The sequence below is a fragment of the Variovorax sp. TBS-050B genome (assembly GCF_029893635.1).
GTDB lineage: Bacteria > Pseudomonadota > Gammaproteobacteria > Burkholderiales > Burkholderiaceae_C > Variovorax.
The window spans coordinates 1,127,389-1,146,644 of sequence record NZ_JARXYR010000002.1; the positions used below are offsets into that span (position 1 = coordinate 1,127,389).

Annotated in this window: 18 protein-coding genes; 10 read left to right on the forward strand and 8 right to left on the reverse strand. The window is 68.6% G+C overall.

What is annotated here, in order from left to right:
• Nucleotides 1–41: 41 nt before the first annotated feature.
• Nucleotides 42–1,094 carry an MBL fold metallo-hydrolase gene (locus tag M2165_RS08385; protein ID WP_280814201.1) on the forward strand — a complete coding sequence of 351 codons (1,053 nt, stop codon included), beginning with the start codon at nucleotides 42–44 and terminating at the stop codon, nucleotides 1,092–1,094.
• Between the two features lie 72 nt (nucleotides 1,095–1,166).
• Here M2165_RS08385 and M2165_RS08390 read toward each other — a convergent pair whose 3' ends face one another.
• Together M2165_RS08390 and M2165_RS08395 are read right to left on the reverse strand one after the other, a co-directional pair.
• Complete coding sequence (locus tag M2165_RS08390) at nucleotides 1,167–1,424, reverse strand: hypothetical protein (protein WP_280814202.1); 258 nt, start codon at nucleotides 1,422–1,424, stop codon at nucleotides 1,167–1,169.
• Between the two features lie 22 nt (nucleotides 1,425–1,446).
• Nucleotides 1,447–2,217 carry an SDR family NAD(P)-dependent oxidoreductase gene (locus M2165_RS08395; RefSeq protein ID WP_280814203.1) on the reverse strand — a complete coding sequence of 257 codons (771 nt, stop codon included), beginning with the start codon at nucleotides 2,215–2,217 and terminating at the stop codon, nucleotides 1,447–1,449.
• Nucleotides 2,218–2,381: 164 nt separating this feature from the next.
• Here M2165_RS08395 and M2165_RS08400 point away from each other — a divergent pair, with 164 nt between their 5' ends.
• Nucleotides 2,382–3,110, forward strand: coding sequence for a hypothetical protein (locus M2165_RS08400; RefSeq protein ID WP_280814204.1), 729 nt, complete (start codon nucleotides 2,382–2,384; stop codon nucleotides 3,108–3,110).
• A 50-nt stretch (nucleotides 3,111–3,160) separates the two neighbouring features.
• On the opposite strand, the gene M2165_RS08405 is transcribed toward M2165_RS08400, so the two are convergent.
• On the reverse strand, nucleotides 3,161–3,637 hold the full coding sequence (locus M2165_RS08405; protein WP_280814205.1) for a hypothetical protein: 477 nt from the start codon (nucleotides 3,635–3,637) through the stop codon (nucleotides 3,161–3,163).
• Entirely contained in the window at nucleotides 3,634–4,449 is an 816-nt protein-coding gene (locus M2165_RS08410; protein WP_280817498.1) for a Crp/Fnr family transcriptional regulator, read from the reverse strand. Before M2165_RS08410 ends, M2165_RS08405 begins: the two co-directional genes overlap by 4 nt.
• A 91-nt stretch (nucleotides 4,450–4,540) precedes the next feature.
• Between M2165_RS08410 and M2165_RS08415 the strand changes: the two genes are divergently transcribed.
• From M2165_RS08415 to M2165_RS08445, 7 genes are all read left to right on the forward strand, one after another.
• Complete coding sequence (locus M2165_RS08415; RefSeq protein WP_280814206.1) at nucleotides 4,541–6,508, forward strand: AMP-binding protein; 1,968 nt, start codon at nucleotides 4,541–4,543, stop codon at nucleotides 6,506–6,508.
• A gap of 147 nt (nucleotides 6,509–6,655) precedes the next feature.
• Complete coding sequence (locus tag M2165_RS08420; protein ID WP_057597139.1) at nucleotides 6,656–7,438, forward strand: ABC transporter ATP-binding protein; 783 nt, start codon at nucleotides 6,656–6,658, stop codon at nucleotides 7,436–7,438.
• A 180-nt stretch (nucleotides 7,439–7,618) separates the two neighbouring features.
• The gene (locus M2165_RS08425) at nucleotides 7,619–8,548 is read left to right on the forward strand and encodes a branched-chain amino acid ABC transporter permease (protein ID WP_280814207.1); all 930 of its coding nucleotides are present in this window, start codon (nucleotides 7,619–7,621) and stop codon (nucleotides 8,546–8,548) included.
• A gap of 1 nt (nucleotide 8,549) precedes the next feature.
• Entirely contained in the window at nucleotides 8,550–9,614 is a 1,065-nt protein-coding gene (locus M2165_RS08430; protein ID WP_280814208.1) for a branched-chain amino acid ABC transporter permease, read from the forward strand.
• 64 nt (nucleotides 9,615–9,678) lie between these two features.
• Nucleotides 9,679–11,013: an ABC transporter substrate-binding protein gene (locus M2165_RS08435; protein WP_280814209.1), complete on the forward strand. Its 1,335-nt coding sequence runs from the start codon at nucleotides 9,679–9,681 to the stop codon at nucleotides 11,011–11,013.
• A gap of 82 nt (nucleotides 11,014–11,095) precedes the next feature.
• Nucleotides 11,096–11,908 (forward strand): ABC transporter ATP-binding protein, encoded by an 813-nt coding sequence (locus tag M2165_RS08440; RefSeq protein ID WP_280814210.1) that lies wholly within the window; start codon nucleotides 11,096–11,098, stop codon nucleotides 11,906–11,908.
• A gap of 313 nt (nucleotides 11,909–12,221) precedes the next feature.
• The gene (locus M2165_RS08445) at nucleotides 12,222–13,469 is read left to right on the forward strand and encodes an AMP-binding protein (RefSeq protein ID WP_280814211.1); all 1,248 of its coding nucleotides are present in this window, start codon (nucleotides 12,222–12,224) and stop codon (nucleotides 13,467–13,469) included.
• Here the strand turns inward: M2165_RS08445 and M2165_RS08450 are convergent.
• A complete protein-coding gene (locus M2165_RS08450) occupies nucleotides 13,460–14,506 on the reverse strand; it encodes a hypothetical protein (protein WP_280814212.1) in 1,047 nt (348 codons plus the stop codon). The genes M2165_RS08445 and M2165_RS08450 overlap by 10 nt on opposite strands.
• Nucleotides 14,507–14,628: 122 nt before the next feature.
• Complete coding sequence (locus M2165_RS08455) at nucleotides 14,629–15,741, reverse strand: citrate synthase/methylcitrate synthase (protein ID WP_280814213.1); 1,113 nt, start codon at nucleotides 15,739–15,741, stop codon at nucleotides 14,629–14,631.
• A gap of 86 nt (nucleotides 15,742–15,827) precedes the next feature.
• Between M2165_RS08455 and M2165_RS08460 the strand changes: the two genes are divergently transcribed.
• The gene (locus M2165_RS08460; protein ID WP_280814214.1) at nucleotides 15,828–17,066 is read left to right on the forward strand and encodes a citrate synthase; all 1,239 of its coding nucleotides are present in this window, start codon (nucleotides 15,828–15,830) and stop codon (nucleotides 17,064–17,066) included.
• Here the strand turns inward: M2165_RS08460 and M2165_RS08465 are convergent.
• Nucleotides 17,026–17,601 carry a type 1 glutamine amidotransferase domain-containing protein gene (locus M2165_RS08465; RefSeq protein WP_280814215.1) on the reverse strand — a complete coding sequence of 192 codons (576 nt, stop codon included), beginning with the start codon at nucleotides 17,599–17,601 and terminating at the stop codon, nucleotides 17,026–17,028. The two genes, M2165_RS08460 and M2165_RS08465, sit on opposite strands and share 41 nt — an antisense overlap.
• A 156-nt stretch (nucleotides 17,602–17,757) precedes the next feature.
• Nucleotides 17,758–19,221 (reverse strand): NAD-dependent succinate-semialdehyde dehydrogenase, encoded by a 1,464-nt coding sequence (locus M2165_RS08470; protein WP_280814216.1) that lies wholly within the window; start codon nucleotides 19,219–19,221, stop codon nucleotides 17,758–17,760.
• Nucleotides 19,222–19,256: the final 35 nt, after the last annotated feature.

Consider the following 19,256-nt stretch of genomic DNA (forward strand, 5'->3'; position numbering starts at 1 on the left):
TGCTTGCAGAATGATGTCTCCACCACTCGGAGACATCATCGATGGCCGCATCACGCACGAAGAAGCTTCCCTCTCCAAACTCCCTGCTGACGAAGGCCGCCGCGCTCGCCGCGGTGGCCGCCCTCGTGCAGGGGTGCGCACAGATACCGAAGGGCCCTCGCACCAGCGCACCGTCGGACGCCAGCGTGGCGGACCACGTGGCCACCGCCACCCGCGCCGCCGGCAACGACCTCACCGCGCTCCTGACCCTCTGCAAGCCCGCGCCCGCCGCGCGGCCGCCGCAGGATGCGCTCGACAAGAGCCTCGCCGACTACATCGCCCGCCCCGCGCCGCCGCCGGGCCAGGCCTTCGACAACCTGTACTTCGTCGGCGCCGACTGGGTCAGCGCCTGGGCCATCAAGACCTCGCAGGGCATCATCCTCATCGATGCGCTCAACACCCAGGCCGAGGCCGCCGCGCTCATCGAGGGCGGCATGCGCAGGCTGGGTCTGGACCCCGCGCAGATCAAGTACGTGATCGTCACCCACGGCCATGGCGACCACTACGGCGGCGCGGGCTACCTCGCACAGAAGTACCGCGCCCGCGTGGTCATGAGCGAGGCCGACTGGCGCATGACCGAGACCCGGCTCGAGTTCGCCACGCCGCTGTGGGGCGCCCCGCCCAAGCGCGACATCGCGGTGAAGGACGGCGACCGCATCACCCTCGGCGACACCAGCGTCACGCTCTACGTGACGCCCGGCCACACCATGGGCACGATCTCGCCCGTGTTCGACGTGAAGAGCGGCGGGCGCACGCACCGCGCCATGCTCTGGGGCGGCACCGGTTTCAACTTCGGCAAGGACATCCCGCGCCTCGACGCCTACATCGGCGCCACCCAGCGCATGGGCGCCATCGTGCAGGGCCAGCGCATCGACGTGATGCTGTCGAATCACTCCAACATCGACGGCTCCCAGGCCAAGCTCGCCGCGCTGCGCGCCACGCCTGCCCCCGCCGCCAACCCGTTCGTGATGGGCACGCCGAACGTCGAACGCGCCCTCGCCGTCATGGGCGAATGCGCGCAGGCCCAGCGCGACCGTTTCGCCATGCAGTCGTAGTTCGGTATTCCTCCTTCCCCCGCTGGGGGAAGGCCGGGATGGGGGCAAACAGCGCCCCCACCGCCGCAGACTTCAATCCGGCACAAACTTCCGATTGAAGATCTCCACATCCGCTTCAAGCTCAAAGCTCGCCACCTGCCCGTTCTTCCCATCCTTCAACCGATAGGCCGCAAACAGGCTGTAGCGCCCCTGAAACCCGAACTCGTCCATCACGATCAGCGCATACGGATAGGGCACGAACACCTGGTGCGCGAACACGATGCGGTGCCGGTTGCGCGGCGAGGGAAAGAGCTTGTACTCGCCGGTGTCGATCGCTTGTGCGGTGGCCATGCGCTGCTTCTCGATGCTTTCGTCAATCGGGATCGCGCACGTCGGCCACCGGCTTGCTGCCGAAGTCCGCACGCGCGAGGTACTTCAACACCTTCGCCGCCGCCGATGCCGGACTGTCGAGCAGCCCTTCGCTCTTGAGCTTTTCAAAACGCCCGCGGGCCGGAAACTTCTCGGCCGAGGCACCGCGCAGCTGCACCTGCATGTCGGTGTCGATCACCCCCGGCGCCAGCGACACGATGCGCGCGCCGTTCGGCGCATTCGCTTCTTCGAGCGCCACCGCACGCGAGTACTGGTCCATGCCCGCCTTCGCCGCGCAATACGGCGCCTGGCTGCCCATCGCATTGCGGCCCAGCCCCGACGAGATGTTGAGCACCTTGCGCGCTGCGCGCCAGTCGCGCGTGCCGCCGAGAAACGCCGCCGTCAGCAGCATCGGCGCCTCGAGCCCGATGCGCAGCGCCTGCGACAGGTCGCCATCGACAGCCGCCGACAGCGGCGCGGGGTTGCCGACCGTGCCGGCGTTGTTGATGAGCGTGGCGCTGTCGAAGCGCTGCGCGTCCTGCGTCGCGAGCCATTCGCGCACGCGGGCGGCGGCGGCGATGGGGTTGGAGAGGTCTTGCTCCCATTGGATGAGTTCGACATTCGACTTCTGCTTGGCCGCGAGCTCGGCCAGTGCGGGGCTCTGGTGGCGGGAGATGCAGAGCAGGACGGTGCCGGGCTGCTGCTGGAGGAGTTGCTCGGCGATGGCGTGGCCTAGGCCGCGGGAGGCGCCGGTGATGAGGTGGAGGTGGGGCATGGTGGTGGACTGTTGAGCTCAGGGATGTGAGGAATATAGAAGATGCCTGCCACGCTTGCCGCTCCTATCCGATGGAGACCATCGCGCAGAACTCGTCATCACGCAAGAGCCACCGCAAAGGCGGCACAATCCGCTGACTACCAAAGAGCGAGGAGAGACTTTCGATGTTGCGCGCGTTGATCGCCGGCCTGCTGCCGGCATTTTTGATTGCATGCACTGCGCCCATTCAGCATGAAGGGCCCAGAGAGGCAGGCTTGGAGCATGTGCTCACCAAGAACTATAAGGTTGGCGTTCCCAAGACCGTCAACGTTGGCGAGCCTATGGTCAAGGTGATCGATTATTGGAACCAGATGATCGAGGAACCGACCGCGTCGCCATCGCAATCCGTTTCGCTCAAGGGCGGCCCCGTGAACCTTCGCTTCAACGCCGGCCGGAGCTATCCCATCCGAGGCCGCATCCCCCATGACGGCAAGACCTTTCTGGTGGTTCCGAATACCGAGGATCCCGTCTATCAAGCCGCCCTGGTGAGCGAGGACGGCACCATATTGGATCGCGTGGTGGCACGGATGCCGAACGGCAATCACGTGATGGTTATCTACACCATGACGATCGATCCGCCCGCGGCAAAGCTGGTCAGACAGCGATCCACCAGGGTGGCGTCAAGCCACAGCTTCATCAACTACGAGTTGATCTACACGGGCCTGAATTCCAGCGGACTCAACCTGACATACAGGGAGTTCAGTCCAGAGGGCCTCGCCCGGGTCGCGTTCTTCCAGAACCTGACCTACCCGGCAGATGCAAAGAGCATTACGTTCCGTCAAATGCGCATTGCCATCGAAAAGGCAAGTGCTGAGAACGTCACGTTCTCAGTGACGCAGGATGGGGAGCACTAGAAGTCCATGGCCGCACGCGCAGCGACGGCCCGCCCGTAGCAGCGCAGACCTTACCCACCCCTGAACTGCCCCCGAAGAAACGCCTTGTGCCGCCCGATGTGCTGCATCTGCGCAGGCGCAATCGTCCCTCCAAGATCTTCCTCATCCGCCCCATTCAGCACCGCATTCGCATACCCCATCGCCCGCTGCACGATCTCCTGCTCGCTCACGCCAAGCTGCGCGCCCAGGTCCATCGCCACACGCCGCATGGCGCGCTGCGACAGCATCCACATCGCGCCGAAGCGGTCCCATGCGAGTGCGGCTTCCTGCGCTTTCTCGTGGTCGGCGAGGATGTCCTTGAGCGATTTGGCGAGCAGTTCGTCCATGGCTTCGAGGCGCTCGCTCAGGGCCGCGTTGCGCTCGGCGAGCTGCTCGGGCGTGGGGCCCGCGGGCTCTGTCTTGGCCGCCGCGGCGGGCGTGGGCGGCGGTGCAAAGCCGGCGACGTCTGCGTCGGCCGGCACGATCTGGAGTTGGTCCTTGAGGCTCATGGCTTGCTGCTGTTCCGGTTGCGGGGTTGTTGCTTGGCGCCGTGCGCGTCTTTTTCCGAATCGCCGTGCGCGGGCGTTGAAGACGACGGCGAAGCCTTGCGGCTCATCATCGCCGTCGCGCGCAGGCCCGGCAGATCGAGCACGCGCAGGCCACCGTACTCGACGCGGATCAGTCCCTGCGCCGCGAGCATGTTGAGCGCCTCGTTCACGCGCTGGCGCGACAGGCCGACCAGGTAGGCGAGCTCCTGCTGCGTGATGCGCAGCACCTCGCCCACGCCGGGGTAGAGCACGGGGTTGAACAGCGACACGAGGTTGCGTGCGACGCGGGCGTCGGGGTTGTTGAGGCGGTCGATCTCGAGTGCGGCGATGAACTGGCCCAGGCGCTCGTTGAGCTGGTTCATGACGAAGCGGTTGAAGCCGATCGAATGGTCGAGCAGCCAGTGGAAGCTCTCGATCGGCAGGCCGGCGACGACGCTGCGGCGCAGGGCCTGGATGTTGTAGCGGTAGGGCTCGCGCTTCATCACGGTGCCTTCGCCGAACCAGCCGCCGGGCGGCACGCCGGTGTAGGTGACGGAGCCGCCGTCGGCGCTGTCGTTGCTCATCTTGAGCAGGCCCTCGACCACGCCGAACCAGTAGGTGGGCGAGCGGCCGACGCGGCAGACGAGGTCGCCGACCTCGGCCTCGCCGACGACGAGGGCGGCCTCGGCGCGGCGGCGCTCGGCGGGGGTGAGCGCGGGCAGCCAGGGGATGCCTTCGAGCTCGGCCTCGGCCGCGGGGCGCACGCGGTCGCGCAGGGTGTTCGATCCGCTCATGGTCATCGGGAAACTCCGGGGAGTAGGTTCCCTAGGATTGTCGTCGGAACGACAACTTGACGTCAAAGTGCAAGCCTACGATCCGCCCACTGTGAACAAATCGTCTACCGCCCCCACCTTCCCGCGGCTGCTGCTGGCGCATGCGCAGGCACAGCCCGAGGCGCCCGCGATCCGCGAGAAGGATCTCGGCATCTGGCAGACCTGGACCTGGAGCGCGGTGGCGCAGGAGGTGCGCGAGATCGCGTGCGGCCTGGCGAGCCTGGGCTTCAAGGCATTCGACAACCTGGCGATCGTGGGCGCGAACCGGCCGCACCTGTACATGGCAGTGGTGGCGGCGCAGAGCCTGCGCGGCGTGCCGGTGCCGCTCTACCAGGATGCGGTGGCGGGCGAGATGGTGTTCATGCTCGAGGACGCGGCGATCGACTTCGTGATCGTGGAGGACCAGGAGCAGGTCGACAAGCTGCTCGAATGCCGCGAGCTGCAGGCGGCGGCGGGCCGTGCGGGCGGCATCCGCCACATCGTGTACGACGACCCGAAGGGCCTGCGGCACTACGAGCAGCCGGGCCTGATGAGCTACGACAGGCTGCGCGAGCTGGGCCGCGAGTTCGACAAGGCGAACCCGGGCCATTACGACCGCGCGGTGGCGAGCGGCGAGGCCACCGACGTGGGCGTGATCCTCTACACCTCGGGCACCACCGGCCGGCCCAAGGGCGTGTGCCAGACGCATGCGAGCTTCATCGCGGCGGGCCGCGGCGGGGTCGAGACCGACCGGCTCGGCCCGGGCGACAACATCATGAGCTACCTGCCGATGGCATGGGTGGGCGACCATCTGTTCTCGGTGGCGCAGTGGCTGGTGGGCGGCTTCACGCTCAACTGCCCGGAGTCGTCGGCCACGGTGATGAACGACATGCGCGAGATCGGGCCGAGCTACTACTTCGGCCCGCCGCGCACTTTCGAGGGGCTGCTCACTGCGGTGTCGATCCGCATGGAGGACGCCGCCGCGCCCAAGCGCTGGATGTATGCGAAGTTCATGGCGCTGGCGCAGCGCGTGGGCGCCGACATCCTCAACCGCCAGCCGGTGGGCGCATGGGACCGGCTGATGTACGCGGTGGGCAACGTGCTGGTCTACGGGCCGCTGCGCAACGTGCTCGGCATGAGCCGCATCCGCGTGGCCTACACGGCGGGCGCGGCGATCGGGCCCGACCTGTTCCGCTTCTACCGCTCGATCGGCGTGAACCTGAAGCAGTTCTACGGCCAGACCGAGACCTGCGCCTACGTGTGCCTGCAGCAGGACGGCAAGGTCAAGCTGCAGACGGTGGGCACGGCCGCACCGGGCATCGAACTGAAGATTGCGCACGACGGCGAGGTGCTGGTGCGCGGCGTCTCGGTGCTCAAGGAGTACTACAAGCGGCCCGATGCCACGGCCGAGGTGCTCGACGCCGAGGGCTACTTCCACACCGGCGACGCGGGCGTGCTCGACGGCGAAGGCCACCTGCGCATCATCGACCGCGCGAAGGACGTGGGCCGCCTCGCGGGCGGCGCGATGTTCGCGCCCAACTACATCGAGAACAAGCTGAAGTTCTTTCCGCAGATCAAGGAGGCGGTGTGCTTCGGCCATGCGCGCAACGAGGTCTGCGCCGCGATCAACATCGACTACGAAGCCGTGGGCAACTGGGCCGAGCGCCGCGGGCTGGCCTACGGCGGCTACGTGGACCTGGCGGGCAAGCCCGAGGTGCTGGCGCTGGTGGGCGAATGCATCGCCAAGGTCAATGCCGACCTCGCGGCCGAGCCGGGCATGGGCGATACGCAGATCGCGCGCTTCCTGGTGCTGCACAAGGAGCTCGACCCCGACGACGACGAACTCACGCGCACGCGCAAGGTGCGCCGCGGCTTCATCGCCGAGAAGTACGCGGTGCTGGTGAACGCGCTCTACGGTGGCAAGACGGAGCAGTTCATCGAAACGCAGGTGAAGTTCGAGGACGGGCGCACGGGGGTGGTGAGCGCCACTTTGAAGCTCGTCGAAGCGAAGCGGTTTCCTGTGTTGAAGGAGGCTGCATGAAATACGGGCAGCCGAACGCAGAAGTCGCGAAGGTTTCGCAGAAGTCGCAAAAGAAAACCATGAAAGATCTGTTGAAGTCCTTCTGCGACTTCTGCGTAGTTTTTGTATTTCTTCTGCGTTCGGATGTCCGCATTCGGGAGCGCATCCATGGCTAGAAAAACCGGCGACGTCATCCTCGACGTGCAGAACATCTCGCTGAGCTTCGGCGGCGTGAAGGCGCTGACGGACATCAGCTTCAACGTGCGCGAGCACGAGGTGCGGGCGATCATCGGGCCGAACGGCGCGGGCAAGAGCTCGATGCTCAACTGCATCAACGGCGTGTACTGGCCGCAGCAGGGCTCGATCACCTTCCGCGGTCAGACCTTCAAGCACATGAACTCGCGCCAGGTGGCCGAGATGGGCGTGGCGCGCACCTTCCAGAACCTGGCGCTGTTCAAGGGCATGAGCGTGCTCGACAACATCATGACCGGGCGCAACCTCAAGATGAAGAGCGGCCTGCTCGCGCAGGCGCTGCGCTGGGGGCCGGCCGAGCGCGAAGAACTGAAGCAGCGCGAGTTCGTCGAGCACATCATCGACTTCCTCGAGATCCAGGCCCACCGCAAGACGCCCGTGGGCCGGCTGCCCTACGGCCTGCAGAAGCGCGTGGACCTGGGGCGCGCGCTGGCGATGGAGCCGCAGGTGCTGCTGCTCGACGAGCCGATGGCCGGCATGAACGTGGAGGAGAAGCAGGACATGAGCCGCTTCATCCTCGACGTGAACGACGAGTTCGGCACCACCATCGTGCTGATCGAGCACGACATGGGCGTGGTGATGGACATCTCCGACCGCGTGGTGGTGCTCGACTACGGCAAGAAGATCGGCGACGGCACGCCCGACGAGGTGCGCAACAACGAAGACGTGATCCGGGCGTACCTTGGTGTGGAGCACTGAAGCCATGCCGCAACTTTCCCTGAAGCACCGGTCTTGCTCCTTCCCCTTCCGGGGGAAGGCTGGGATGGGGGCACTGCGGCCCTCGCAACAAGGCGGCGTTGCCGTATCGAACGCCGCGCGCCCCCACCCCAACCCTCCCCCGGAAGGGGAGGGAGAAAAGCAACAAGAGAGGCAGTGACCATGGGCTTTTTCCTCGAAACCCTGTTTGGCGGCCTGATGGTCGGCATGCTCTATTCGCTGATCGCGATCGGCTTCGTGCTGATCTACAAGGCATCCGGCGTGTTCAACTTCGCGCAGGGCGCGATGGTGCTGTTCGCGGCGCTCGCGATGGCGCGCTTCGCGGAGTGGTTCCCGAAGTGGTTCGGCTTCGAGAGCCTGATCCTCGCGAACGTGCTGGCCTTCGTCGCGGCCATGGCGGTGATGGTGGTGGTGGCCTGGCTGATCGAGCGGCTCGCGCTCAGCAAGCTGGTGAACCAGGAGGGCATCACGCTGCTGATGGCCACGCTCGGCATCGCCTACTTCCTCGACGGCCTGGGCCAGACGCTGTTCGGCAACGACATCTACAAGATCGACGTGGGCATGCCGAAGGAGCCGCTGATCGTGCTCGAGAAGACCTTCCAGGGCGGCCTGCTGCTGAGCCAGGAAGACCTGATCGCCGCGCTGGTGGCCGCGGCGCTGGTGGTGGTGCTCGCGATCTTCTTCCAGAAGACCGCCACCGGCCGCGCGCTGCGCGCCGTGGCCGACGACCACCAGGCCGCGCAGTCGATCGGCATTCCGCTGAACCGCATCTGGGTCATCGTGTGGTCGGTGGCCGGCTTCTCGGCGCTGGTGGCCGGGATCATCTGGGGCTCCAAGCTCGGCGTGCAGTTCTCGCTCTCGCTGGTGGCGCTGAAGGCGCTGCCGGTGGTGATCCTCGGCGGCCTGACCTCGATCCCGGGCGCGATCATCGGCGGCCTGCTGATCGGCGTGGGCGAGAAGCTCTCGGAGATCTACCTCGGGCCGATGTTCGGCGGCGGCATCGAGATCTGGTTCGCCTATGTGCTGGCGCTGGTGTTCCTGCTGGTTCGACCGCAGGGGCTGTTCGGCGAAAAGATCATCGATCGGGTCTGACATGTTCTATAGAGAAAACGGCCAGTTCAAGTCGACCTACCGCGCCGACCAGCAGATCTTCCCGATCCTGCAGGACCGGCTCGCGATCCTCGCGCTGCTCGCGGTCGCGTTCGTCGTGGTGCCGCTCGCGGTGTCCGACTACTGGATGCGCGCGATCCTCACGCCCTTTCTGATCCTGTCGCTCGCGGCGCTGGGGCTCAACATCCTCGTGGGCTACTGCGGGCAGATCTCGCTCGGCACGGGCGCCTTCATGGCGGTGGGCGCGTATGCGGCCTACAACTTCCACGTGCGCATCGACGGCATGCCGCTGATCGCCTCGCTGCTGCTCGGCGGGCTGTGCGCCACGGTGATCGGCGTGCTGTTCGGCATTCCGAGCCTGCGCATCAAGGGGCTGTACCTCGCGGTGGCCACGCTCGCGGCGCAGTTCTTCACCGACTGGGCCTTTCTGCGCATCCAGTGGTTCACCAACAACTCGTCGTCGGGCTCGGTGAGCGTGGCGGGGCTCAACGTGCTGGGCGTGCCGATCGAATCGCCGGTGCAGAAGTATCTGTTCTGCCTGGCCTTCGTGGTGATCTTCGCGCTGCTCGCCAAGAACCTGGTGCGCAGCGCCATCGGCCGCGAATGGATGGCGATGCGCGACATGGACGTGGCGGCCGCGGTGATCGGCATCCGCCCGGTCTACGCCAAGCTCACGGCCTTCGCGGTCAGCAGCTTCATCGTGGGCGTGGCGGGCGCACTGTGGGGCTTCGTGCACCTGGGCGCCTGGGAGCCGGCGGCCTTCAGCATCGACCGTTCGTTCCAGCTGCTGTTCATGGTGATCATCGGCGGGCTGGGCTCGATCATGGGCTGCTTCTTCGGCGCGGCCTTCATCGTGCTGCTGCCGCTGCTCCTGAACCAGCTGCCGGGCTGGCTGGGCTTCTCGATCTCGACCGCGCTGGCCTCGCACCTCGAATACATGATCTTCGGCGCGCTGATCGTGTTCTTCCTGATCGTGGAGCCGCACGGCCTTGCGCGGCTGTGGTCGACCGCGAAAGAGAAGCTGCGCCTCTGGCCGTTCCCGCATTGACCCTTCGCAACGATTCCGCTTCGACGACAACCCGGCACCGCGGTGCCCCATAAGGAGACAGGCAATGAAGAAACTGAAATCGCTCGCCCTCGCCGCCGCCCTGGTGGCCGGCACCGTCGGCTCCGCGCTGGCGCCTTCGCTCGCGCAGGCCCAGGCCAAGGAGCAGTTCTTCCCGCTGCTGGTGTACCGCACGGGCCCCTACGCACCCAACGGCACGCCCTGGGCCAACGGCAAGCAGGACTACATCAAGCTGGTGAACGCGCAGGGCGGCATCAACGGCGTGAAGATCGCGTTCGAGGAATGCGAGACCGGCTATGCCACCGACAAGGGCGTGGAATGCTACGAGCGCCTCAAGGGCCGCCCGGGCGTGTCGCTGTTCGACCCGCAGGCCACGGGCATCACCTTCGCGCTGACCGACAAGGTGCCGACCGACAAGATCCCGCTGATCACGCTGGGCTACGGCCTCTCGGCCTCGCAGGACGGCGGCGTGTTCAAGTGGAACTTCCCGCTCATGGGCAGCTACTGGACCGCGGCCGACATCCTGATCCAGCACATCGGCAAGAAGGAAGGCGGGATGGACAAGCTCAAGGGCAAGAAGATCGCCCTGGTCTACCACGACTCGCCCTTCGGCAAGGAGCCGATCCCGCTGCTGCAGGAACGCGCGAAGCAGAACGGCTTCGAGCTCTCGCTGATCCCGGTCACGGCGCCGGGCGTGGAGCAGAAGTCGGCCTGGCTGCAGGTGCGCCAGTCGCGGCCCGACTTCGTGCTGCTGTGGGGCTGGGGCGTGATGAACTCGACCGCCCTCAAGGAAGCCGTGGCCACGGGCTACCCGCGCGAGAAGATGTACGGCGTGTGGTGGGCCGGCGCCGAGCCCGACGTGAAGGACGTGGGCGCCAACGCCAAGGGCTACAACGCGCTCGCGCTCAACACCTCGGGCACGCAACCGAAGGTGATCCAGGACATCCTCAAGCAGGTGCACGACAAGGGCCAGGGCACGGGGCCGAAGGACGAAGTGGGCTCGGTGCTCTACACGCGCGGCGTGATCATCCAGATGCTCGGCGTCGAGGCCGTCAAGCGCGCGCAGGAGCGCTTCGGCAAGGGCAAGGTCATGACCGGCGAGCAGGTGCGCTGGGGCATGGAGAACCTCGCGCTCGACCAGAAGAAGCTCGACGCGCTGGGCTTCTCGGGCGTGCTGCGCCCGATCAGCACCTCGTGCCAGGACCACATGGGCTCGACCTGGGCGCGCGTGCACACCTGGGACGGCAGCCAGTGGGGCGGCATGTCCGACTGGTACCAGGCCGACGAGCAGATCATCAAGCCGATGGTGAAGGCGGCGGCCGACAAGTACGCGGGTGAGAAGAAGCTGACCCGCCGCGACGCGGGAGACTGCGGAGCCTGACCTCGCTCGTCCGTGGCGGCTCGCAGGAGCCGCCATTCGCCAGCGCGGCCGTGCCGTGCTGGCGAATGCTTCGGATCACACCATGAGCCAACCCAACATCCTCCTCAACGTCAACGGCATCGAGGTCATCTACAACCACGTGATCCTCGTGCTCAAGGGCGTGTCGCTGACGGTGCCCGACGGCGGCATCGTGGCGCTGCTCGGCGGCAACGGCGCGGGCAAGACGACCACGCTGCGCGCGGCGAGCAACCTGCTCGCGGGCGAGCGCGGCGCGGTGACCAAGGGCACGATCGAGCTGCGCGGCGAGCGCATCGAGGCGCTCTCCCCGGCCGCGCTGGTGCAGCGCGGGCTGATCCAGGTGATGGAGGGGCGCCACTGCTTCGCGCACCTGACGATCGAGGAGAACCTGATGACCGGCGCCTACACGCGCACCGACGGCAAGGCCGCGGTGCAGCAGACGCTGGAGAAGGTTTATGCGTATTTCCCGCGCCTGAAGACGCGCCGCAGCTCGCAGGCCGCCTACACCTCGGGCGGCGAGCAGCAGATGTGCGCCATCGGCCGCGCGCTGATGGCCAATCCGACGATGGTGCTGCTCGACGAGCCCTCGATGGGCCTCGCGCCGCAGATCGTGGAGGAGGTGTTCGAGATCGTGAAGGACCTCAACACCAAGGAGCGCGTGACCTTCCTGCTTGCCGAGCAGAACACCAACATGGCGCTGCGCTATGCCGACTACGGCTACATCCTCGAGAACGGCCGCATCGTGATGGACGGCGCCGCGCAGAGCCTGCGCGAGAACGAGGACGTGAAGGAGTTCTACCTCGGCGTCGGCGGCGCCGACCGCAAGAGCTTCAAGGACGTCAAGAGCTACAAGCGCCGCAAACGGTGGCTCGCATGACTGGGCGCCGCAATCTCCGCGGGTGCGATCACGCCGACGGGGTACCTTGCTCCGCGAATGTCCTCCGGCCTGCGGCCTCCCCCTTTATTTCGCTGCGCAAGGCACCCCATCGACGTGATCGTTCAGCGCTCTTGTCGATCGGCCGCGAACCAGCCGCGTGTCCTGTGCAGGGCATCGGGTGCTCCCCGCAGCGAAATAAAGGAGGAGGCCGCAGGCCGGGGGACATTCGCGGAGGGGAGAACCCGTTGGCCTGCGCACGCGCCCCGAGCGAATCCGCCGCAGCGAAACCGAACTGACAGATGAAGGGTACGGAATGACCGACCACTACGACGCCCTCGAAATCCGCGACCCCGCCGAGCGCGAACGCGACCTGCTCGCCGCGCTGCCGAAGCAGATCGCGCAGGCACAGACCGCGGCGCCGGCCTTCGCGAAGATCCTCGACGGCGTGAGGCCGGCCGACGTCACCACGCGCGAAGCGCTCGCGAAGCTGCCGGTCACGCGCAAGTCCGAACTGCTCGAACGGCAGAAGCAGGCGCGCGCGAACGATCCCTTCGGCGGCTTCTCGGCCATCGGGCGCGGCGTGCGCATGCCGCGCGTGTTCGCGAGCCCGGGCACCATCTACGAACCCGAGGGCGAGGCGCCCGACTACTGGCGCACCGCGCGTGCGCTGCATGCGGCGGGCTTCCGCAGCGGCGAACTGATCCACAACAGCTTCAGCTACCACATGACGCCCGCGGGCTCGATCATGGAAAGTGGCGCGCGCGCCATGGGCTGCACCGTGTTCGCGGGCGGCACCGGCCAGACCGAGCAGCAGCTCGAAGCGATCGTCGACCTGCGGCCCGACGGCTACGCGGGCACGCCGAGCTTCCTCAAGATCCTGCTCGAGAAGGCCGAGGAAAAGGGCCTGAAATTGCCCTCGCTGACCAAGGCGCTGGTCTCGGGCGAGGCCTTTCCGCCGAGCCTGCACGACTGGATCGCGGCGCACGGCGTGCAGGGCACGCAGTGCTATGCCACCGCCGACCTGGGGTTGATCGCCTACGAGACCAGCGCGCGCGAAGGGCTGGTGGTGGACGAAGGCGTGCTGCTCGAGATCGTGCGCCCCGGCACCGGCGACCCGGTGCCCGACGGCGAGGTGGGCGAGATCGTGGTGACCACCTTCAACCCCGACTATCCGCTGGTGCGCTTCGGCACCGGCGACCTCTCGGCCGTGCTCGCGGGCAGCTGCCCCACGGGCCGCACCAACAAGCGCATCAAGGGCTGGCTCGGCCGCGCCGACCAGACCACCAAGGTGCGCGGCATGTTCGTCCATCCTTCGCAGGTGGCCGAGATCGTGCGCCGCTTTCCCGAGGTGCAGCGCGCGCGGCTCGTGGTCTCGGGCGAGATGGGCAACGACGAGATGGCGTTCCGCCTCGAATGCGCCGGTGCGCCCGAGGGCCTGGCCGAGCGCATCGCCGACGCGGTGCGCGAGGTCACCAAGCTGCGCGGCACCATCGAACTGGTGGCGCCCGGCAGCCTGCCGAACGATGGCAAGGTGATCGAGGACGCGCGCAGCTACAAGTAGAGGCGGCGGTAGAACGCGCGCACCACGGTGCGCACCAGCACCACCAGCAGCACGAGGTAGATCGCCACCATCGCGAGGCCCAGCATCAGCAGCCGGCTGTCGCTGCTGCGGCCCATCTGGCTCGCGCTCGCGATCCAAAGCAGCCCGCCCGCCGCGAGCGCCACGCAGGCCACCTGCAGCAGCACGAAGGCCGAGACCGTGGCACCCACGGCGCGGAACGGTCGCACCTGCGCCGGCCCCGGCGCGGCACCGAGCCAGCCGCCCCAGAACGCGAGCGCGACCACCAGCAGCGGCGCGCCGACCCAGGCGAGCAGCAGCGGCAGCAGGTCGGTGTCGCGCGAAGTGTCGACCCAGCCGCTCAGCACGTTGCCGAGCCACATCTGCAGCGCCGCGAACATGGCGGCCACCACCAGCGCCACGGCGCTGCGCGTCGATCCGGCCGCATGGTCGGGCGCCTCCGTGGCTGGCGACGACAGGCCGCGCTCGCGCAGCGCGAACCAGGCCGCGAGCCACACGCCCGCGACGATGACGATCGCCTGCACGACGGCATGCATCAGCCGCGACAAGGCCAGCACCGACTGCATGCCGTGCATGTCGAAACTGCCGTACAGCGAGCCGCCCGGCATGAAGAGCAGCTGCACCTGGTAGAGCAAGGGGCTCAGCACCACCACGTTGAGCAGCATCACCGCGAGGTACACCGCGCCGAAGCGCAGGCCCGGCGCACGAAGCTGCGCGATGCGGGCGGCGCCGCGCCGCTCCAGCGCATGGCGCGCATGGCACCAGGCGAGCGTGGCGGCGAGCAGCCACACCGTGGCCACGCGCGACAGCATCGGGATCCACACGCCCGGCTGCGCATACACGCCGCGCATCTGCTCGCCATGCGGCGACGCAGGCAGCAGCTGCACGGCCATGCCCGCGACGAACAGCAACGCATCCACGGCCACCGCGATCCACGCGAAGTGGCGCGGCAGGCGCCAGGCGCGCTCCGGCGAAGCAGACGATGAAGAGGGCGAGAAGGAAGAAGGATGGGCCGCCATGGGATCGGTAGGAATACTTTCGCCTGTATGGACGCACCGCCCGGCGCGCGAGGGCACGGGCGATGCGAAAGCGGCGAGCGTACCGGAACGCGGGGCGGCGATCCGATGATGGGGGCGTGCGCTCAGTGCGCGAGCGCGGGCGCGTCGCGCTCCTTCTCCGGCGCCGGACCGACGTACACCGACTGCGGCCGGATCAGCCGCCCCTTCTGCACCTGCTCGCGCGCATGGGCGATCCACCCGCTCACGCGGCCGGCCGCGAACACGCAAGTGAAGCTCTCGCGGCCGAAGCCGAGCGCCTCGAGCAGCAGCGCGGTGTAGAACTCGACGTTGGTCTCCAGCGCGCGGCCGGGCTTCTGCTCGCGCAGGATCGCGAGCGCGGCGTGCTCGGCGGCCTCGGCCAGTGCGAAGCGCGAGGCATCGACGCCGCCCTCGGCGCTGAGCCGGCGCAGCGCGGCCTTGAGCGCATCGGCGCGCGGATCGCGCACGCGGTAGATGCGGTGGCCGAAGCCCATCAGCCGCTGGCCGCCGGCCACTGCGCCTTCGAGCCAGGCGCGCGCATTGGCCGCGCTGCCGATGGCGTCGAGCGCATCGAGCACCGGCCCCGGCGCGCCGCCATGCAGCGGTCCCTTGAGCGCGCTGATGCCCGCGAGCACGGCCGACGCGAGCCCCGCGCCGGTGGACGCGACCACGCGCGCGGCGAAGGTGGAGGCGTTGAGGCCGTGGTCGCACACGGTGACGAGGTAGGTGTCGAGCGCGGCGGCCTGCGCCTCGCTCGGCGCGCGGCCGTGCAGCATGCGCAGCATGTCGGCCGCCTGCGGCAGGGATTCGTCGGGCGCGAGCGCGGGCACGCCGAGGCGCCAGCGCATCACGGCGGCGGTGTACACGGCCGGCGCGGCGACCAGGCGCAGCGCGGTCGCCAGGTCGTCGCCATCGGGCAGGCGCGCCAGCAGCGCACGCACCGCCTCGATCGGCGGCAGCTTGCCGAGCGCCGCGGCATCACCGGGCTGCAGGCGCTCGAAGGCTTCGCGGCGCGCGCGGGCGAGCGCGTCCGCCCTGGGCGCGGGGCCCGGGAAGAAGCCCTCGAACAGCAGCGCCACCGCGTCTTCATACCGCCAGCGGCCCGCGATCTCGCCGAGCGCGTGGCCGCGGATCACCAGCCGCCCGGCCGCGCCGTCCACCTCGGACAACACCGTGTGCGCGGCCACCACACCTTCGAGGCCATCGTCTTCATTCATCGCCTTGCTCCTTGCTTTGCGTCTGTCACGATGCAACGATTCTGGCCGCGCTAGCATTGACGTCAATCTTGATTAATTGCATCAACATGACAAGCAAGACACCGCTCTGGCTGCCCGCCGCCGAGGCCCTCGCGCTCATGCAGGTGCGGCCGCAGACGCTGTACGCGAACGTCAGCCGCGGCCGCGTGCGCGCCAAGCCCGACGCGGCCGACCCGCGCCGCAGCCTCTATCACCGCGACGACGTGCAGCGCATCGCGGCGCGCACGCGCGGGCGGCGCAGCAGCGAGGCGGTGGCGAGCGAGGCGATCCGGTGGGGCGAGCCGGTGCTGCCCTCGACCGTGTCGACGGTGGAGAAAGGAAGGCTCTGGTACCGCGGACAGGATGCGGCCCTGCTGGCCGAACGCGCCACGCTCGAAGAGGCGGCGGGGCTGCTGTGGGAATGCGCGCCGCCGCGCTTCATGGCGATGCCGGCGCCCAAGGCACGCAGCGCGGGCGCCGCATCCGCCGCGCCGCTGCAGGCCGGGCTGCTCGCGATTGCGGCGCGCGCCGGCAGCGACCTGCCCTCGCGCGGCCGCTCGCGCGCGGTGCTGCAGGTCGAGGCGGCCGAAGTGATCGGCACGCTCGCCGATGCGCTGCTCGGCCCGGCCGGGTCGGCGGCCGCGCCGCTGCACGCACGGCTTGCGGCGGCATGGCGGCGCCCGCGCGCGGCCGACGTGCTGCGCCGCGCGCTCGTGCTGCTGGCCGACCATGAACTCAACGCCTCCACCTTCGCCGCGCGCGTGACCGCGTCGACAGGCGCCTCGCTCGCGGCCTGCCTGCTCACCGGACTTTGCACGCTGACCGGCCCGATGCACGGCGGCGCGGCGGCGGCCGTGCAGGCGCTGGTGCGCAGCGCCGCCGCGATCGGCAGCGAAGCGGCGCTGCGCGAATGGCTCGCGCACGAGCGCCCGCTCGCGGCCTTCGGCCATCCGCTCTATCCGCAGGGCGACGTGCGCTGCGCCGCGCTGCTGGCGCACATCGACCTGCCGCCCGCGTTCGCCGCGCTGCGTGCGGCCGGCGAGAAGCTGCTCGGCGAAGCGGTGAACATCGACTTCGCGCTCGCCGCGCTCGCGACCGCGCACAGGCTGCCGGCCGATGCGCCGCTCACGCTGTTCGCGCTCGCGCGCACGGTGGGCTGGACGGCCCACGTGCTGGAGCAGCAGGCCGCCGGGCAATTGATACGGCCGCGGGCGCGCTACGTCGGCGTGCGCGGCGCCGGGCCCGCGGCGCCCGACGGTGCGCCGGTCAATGAATCTCGGGTTCGTAGGCGAGCTCGAACTGCTTGACCATCTCGCGGTTGAAGGCCGGCAGGTCGTCGGGCTTGCGGCTGGTGACGAGCGCGCGGTCGACCACGACCTCCTTGTCGGTCCACTTCGCGCCCGCGTTCTGCAGGTCGGCGCGCAGCGAAGGCCACGAGGTCATCCTGCGGCCCTTCACGCCGCCCGCATCAATGAGCGTCCACGGGCCATGGCAGATCGCGGCGATCGGCTTGTCGGCCTCGACGAAGGCGCGCACGAAGGCCACGGCCTTCTCGTCGATGCGCAGCGCGTCGGGGTTGACCACGCCGCCGGGCAGCAGCAGCGCATCGAAGTCCTCGGCGTTCGCGGTCTTGAGCGGCACGTCGACCTCGAAGGTGTCGGCCGGATCGAGGTGCTTCCAGCCGCGCACGCTGCCGTCGAGCGGCGAGACGATCAGCGTCTCGGCGCCGGCGCTTTCGAGCGCCTTGCGCGGCTCGGTCATCTCGACCTGCTCGAAGCCGTCGGACACGAGGATGGCGACCTTCATTCCGTCGAGCGATGAAGTGGTGGTGGTGCTGGGCATGGTGAAGACTCCTTGAAGGTGGTTGTTGTCGGAGGCCGCTGAATCGCGACCACGAAAAGGTTCACCCTAGGCCCCGCACCCGACCCGCGCATCGGCAGCTTTCGGCTCCGCTTGTCGGACAGCTCGACGGTCGGAAAACTTCGCTTACGCGGCGTGTCAGCGGTCGAGCCCCGCGAGGCAGACGTACTTCACCTCCAGGTAGTCGTCGATGCCGTACTTCGAGCCTTCGCGGCCGAGCCCCGACTGCTTGACGCCGCCGAACGGCGCCTCGGCGGTGGAGACGAGGCCGGTGTTCACGCCGACGATGCCCGACTCCAGCGCTTCCGCCACGCGCATGATGCGGCCGATGTCGCGACTGTAGAAATACGCGGCGAGGCCGAACTCGGTGTCGTTGGCCGCGGCGACGGCTTCTTCCTCGGTGTTGAAGGCGAACACGGGCGCGAGCGGGCCGAAGCTTTCCTCGCGCGCGAACAGCATGTCGGCGGTGGCGCCGCCGATCACCGTGGGTTCGTAGAAGAGGCCGCCGAGCGCATGGCGCCTGCCGCCGGTGAGCACCGTCGCGCCCTTGGCCACGGCATCGGCCACGTGCTGCTCGATCCTCTCGACGGCCTTGCCGTCGATCAGCGGACCCTGGTTCACGCCGGGCTCGGTGCCGTCGCCGACCTTGAGCGCGCGCACGCGCGCCACCAGCTTCTGCGTGAAGGCTTCCAGCACGCCGCGCTGCACGTAGATGCGGTTCGCGCACACGCAGGTCTGGCCGGTGTTGCGGTACTTCGACACCATCGCGCCTTCGACGGCGGCATCGATGTCGGCATCGTCGAACACGATGAAGGGCGCATTGCCGCCGAGCTCGAGCGAGAGCTTCTTGATGGTGTCGGCCGACTGCTTCATCAGCGTGCGGCCCACTTCGGTGGAGCCGGTGAAGCTGAGCTTGCGCACGACGGGGCTGCGCGTCATCTCGCCGCCGATCTTGCTGGCGGAACCGGTGAGCACCGACAGCACGCCCGCGGGCACGCCGGCGCGCTGCGCGAGCTCGGCGAAGGCGAGCGCGGAGAACGGCGTCTGCGTGGCGGGCTTGACCACCATCGCGCAGCCCGCGGCCAGCGCGGGGCCGGCCTTGCGCGTGAGCATCGCGGCCGGAAAGTTCCACGGCGTGATCGCGGCGGTCACGCCCACGGGCTGCTTGAGCGCGAGGATGCGGCGGTCGGCCTGCGGCGCGGGAATGGTGTCGCCGTAGACGCGGCGCGCCTCCTCGGCGAACCATTCGATGAAGGAGGCGGCGTAGGCGATCTCGCCGCGGCTCTCGGCGAGCGGCTTGCCCTGCTCCGTGGTCATGATGAGCGCGAGGTCGTCGACGTTCGCGAGCATCAGGTCGTTGAGCCGGCGCAGGATGGCCGAGCGCTCCTTCGCGGGCGTGCGGGCCCAGGCGCGCTGCGCGGTCTCGGCCGCGGTGATGGCGCGCGCGGTCTCGGCGGCGCCGCACATCGGCACGCTGCCGATGCGTTCGCCGTTGGCGGGGTTGGTCACGGGCACGGTGCCGCCGTCGTCGGCGCTCACCCAGTCGCCGGCGAGAAAGACCTGCTCGCGCAGCAGGCCCGGGTCCTTGAGCTTCAATGGCATGGAAGATGTCTCCGGAGTGGATGGTGGTTTCCGGA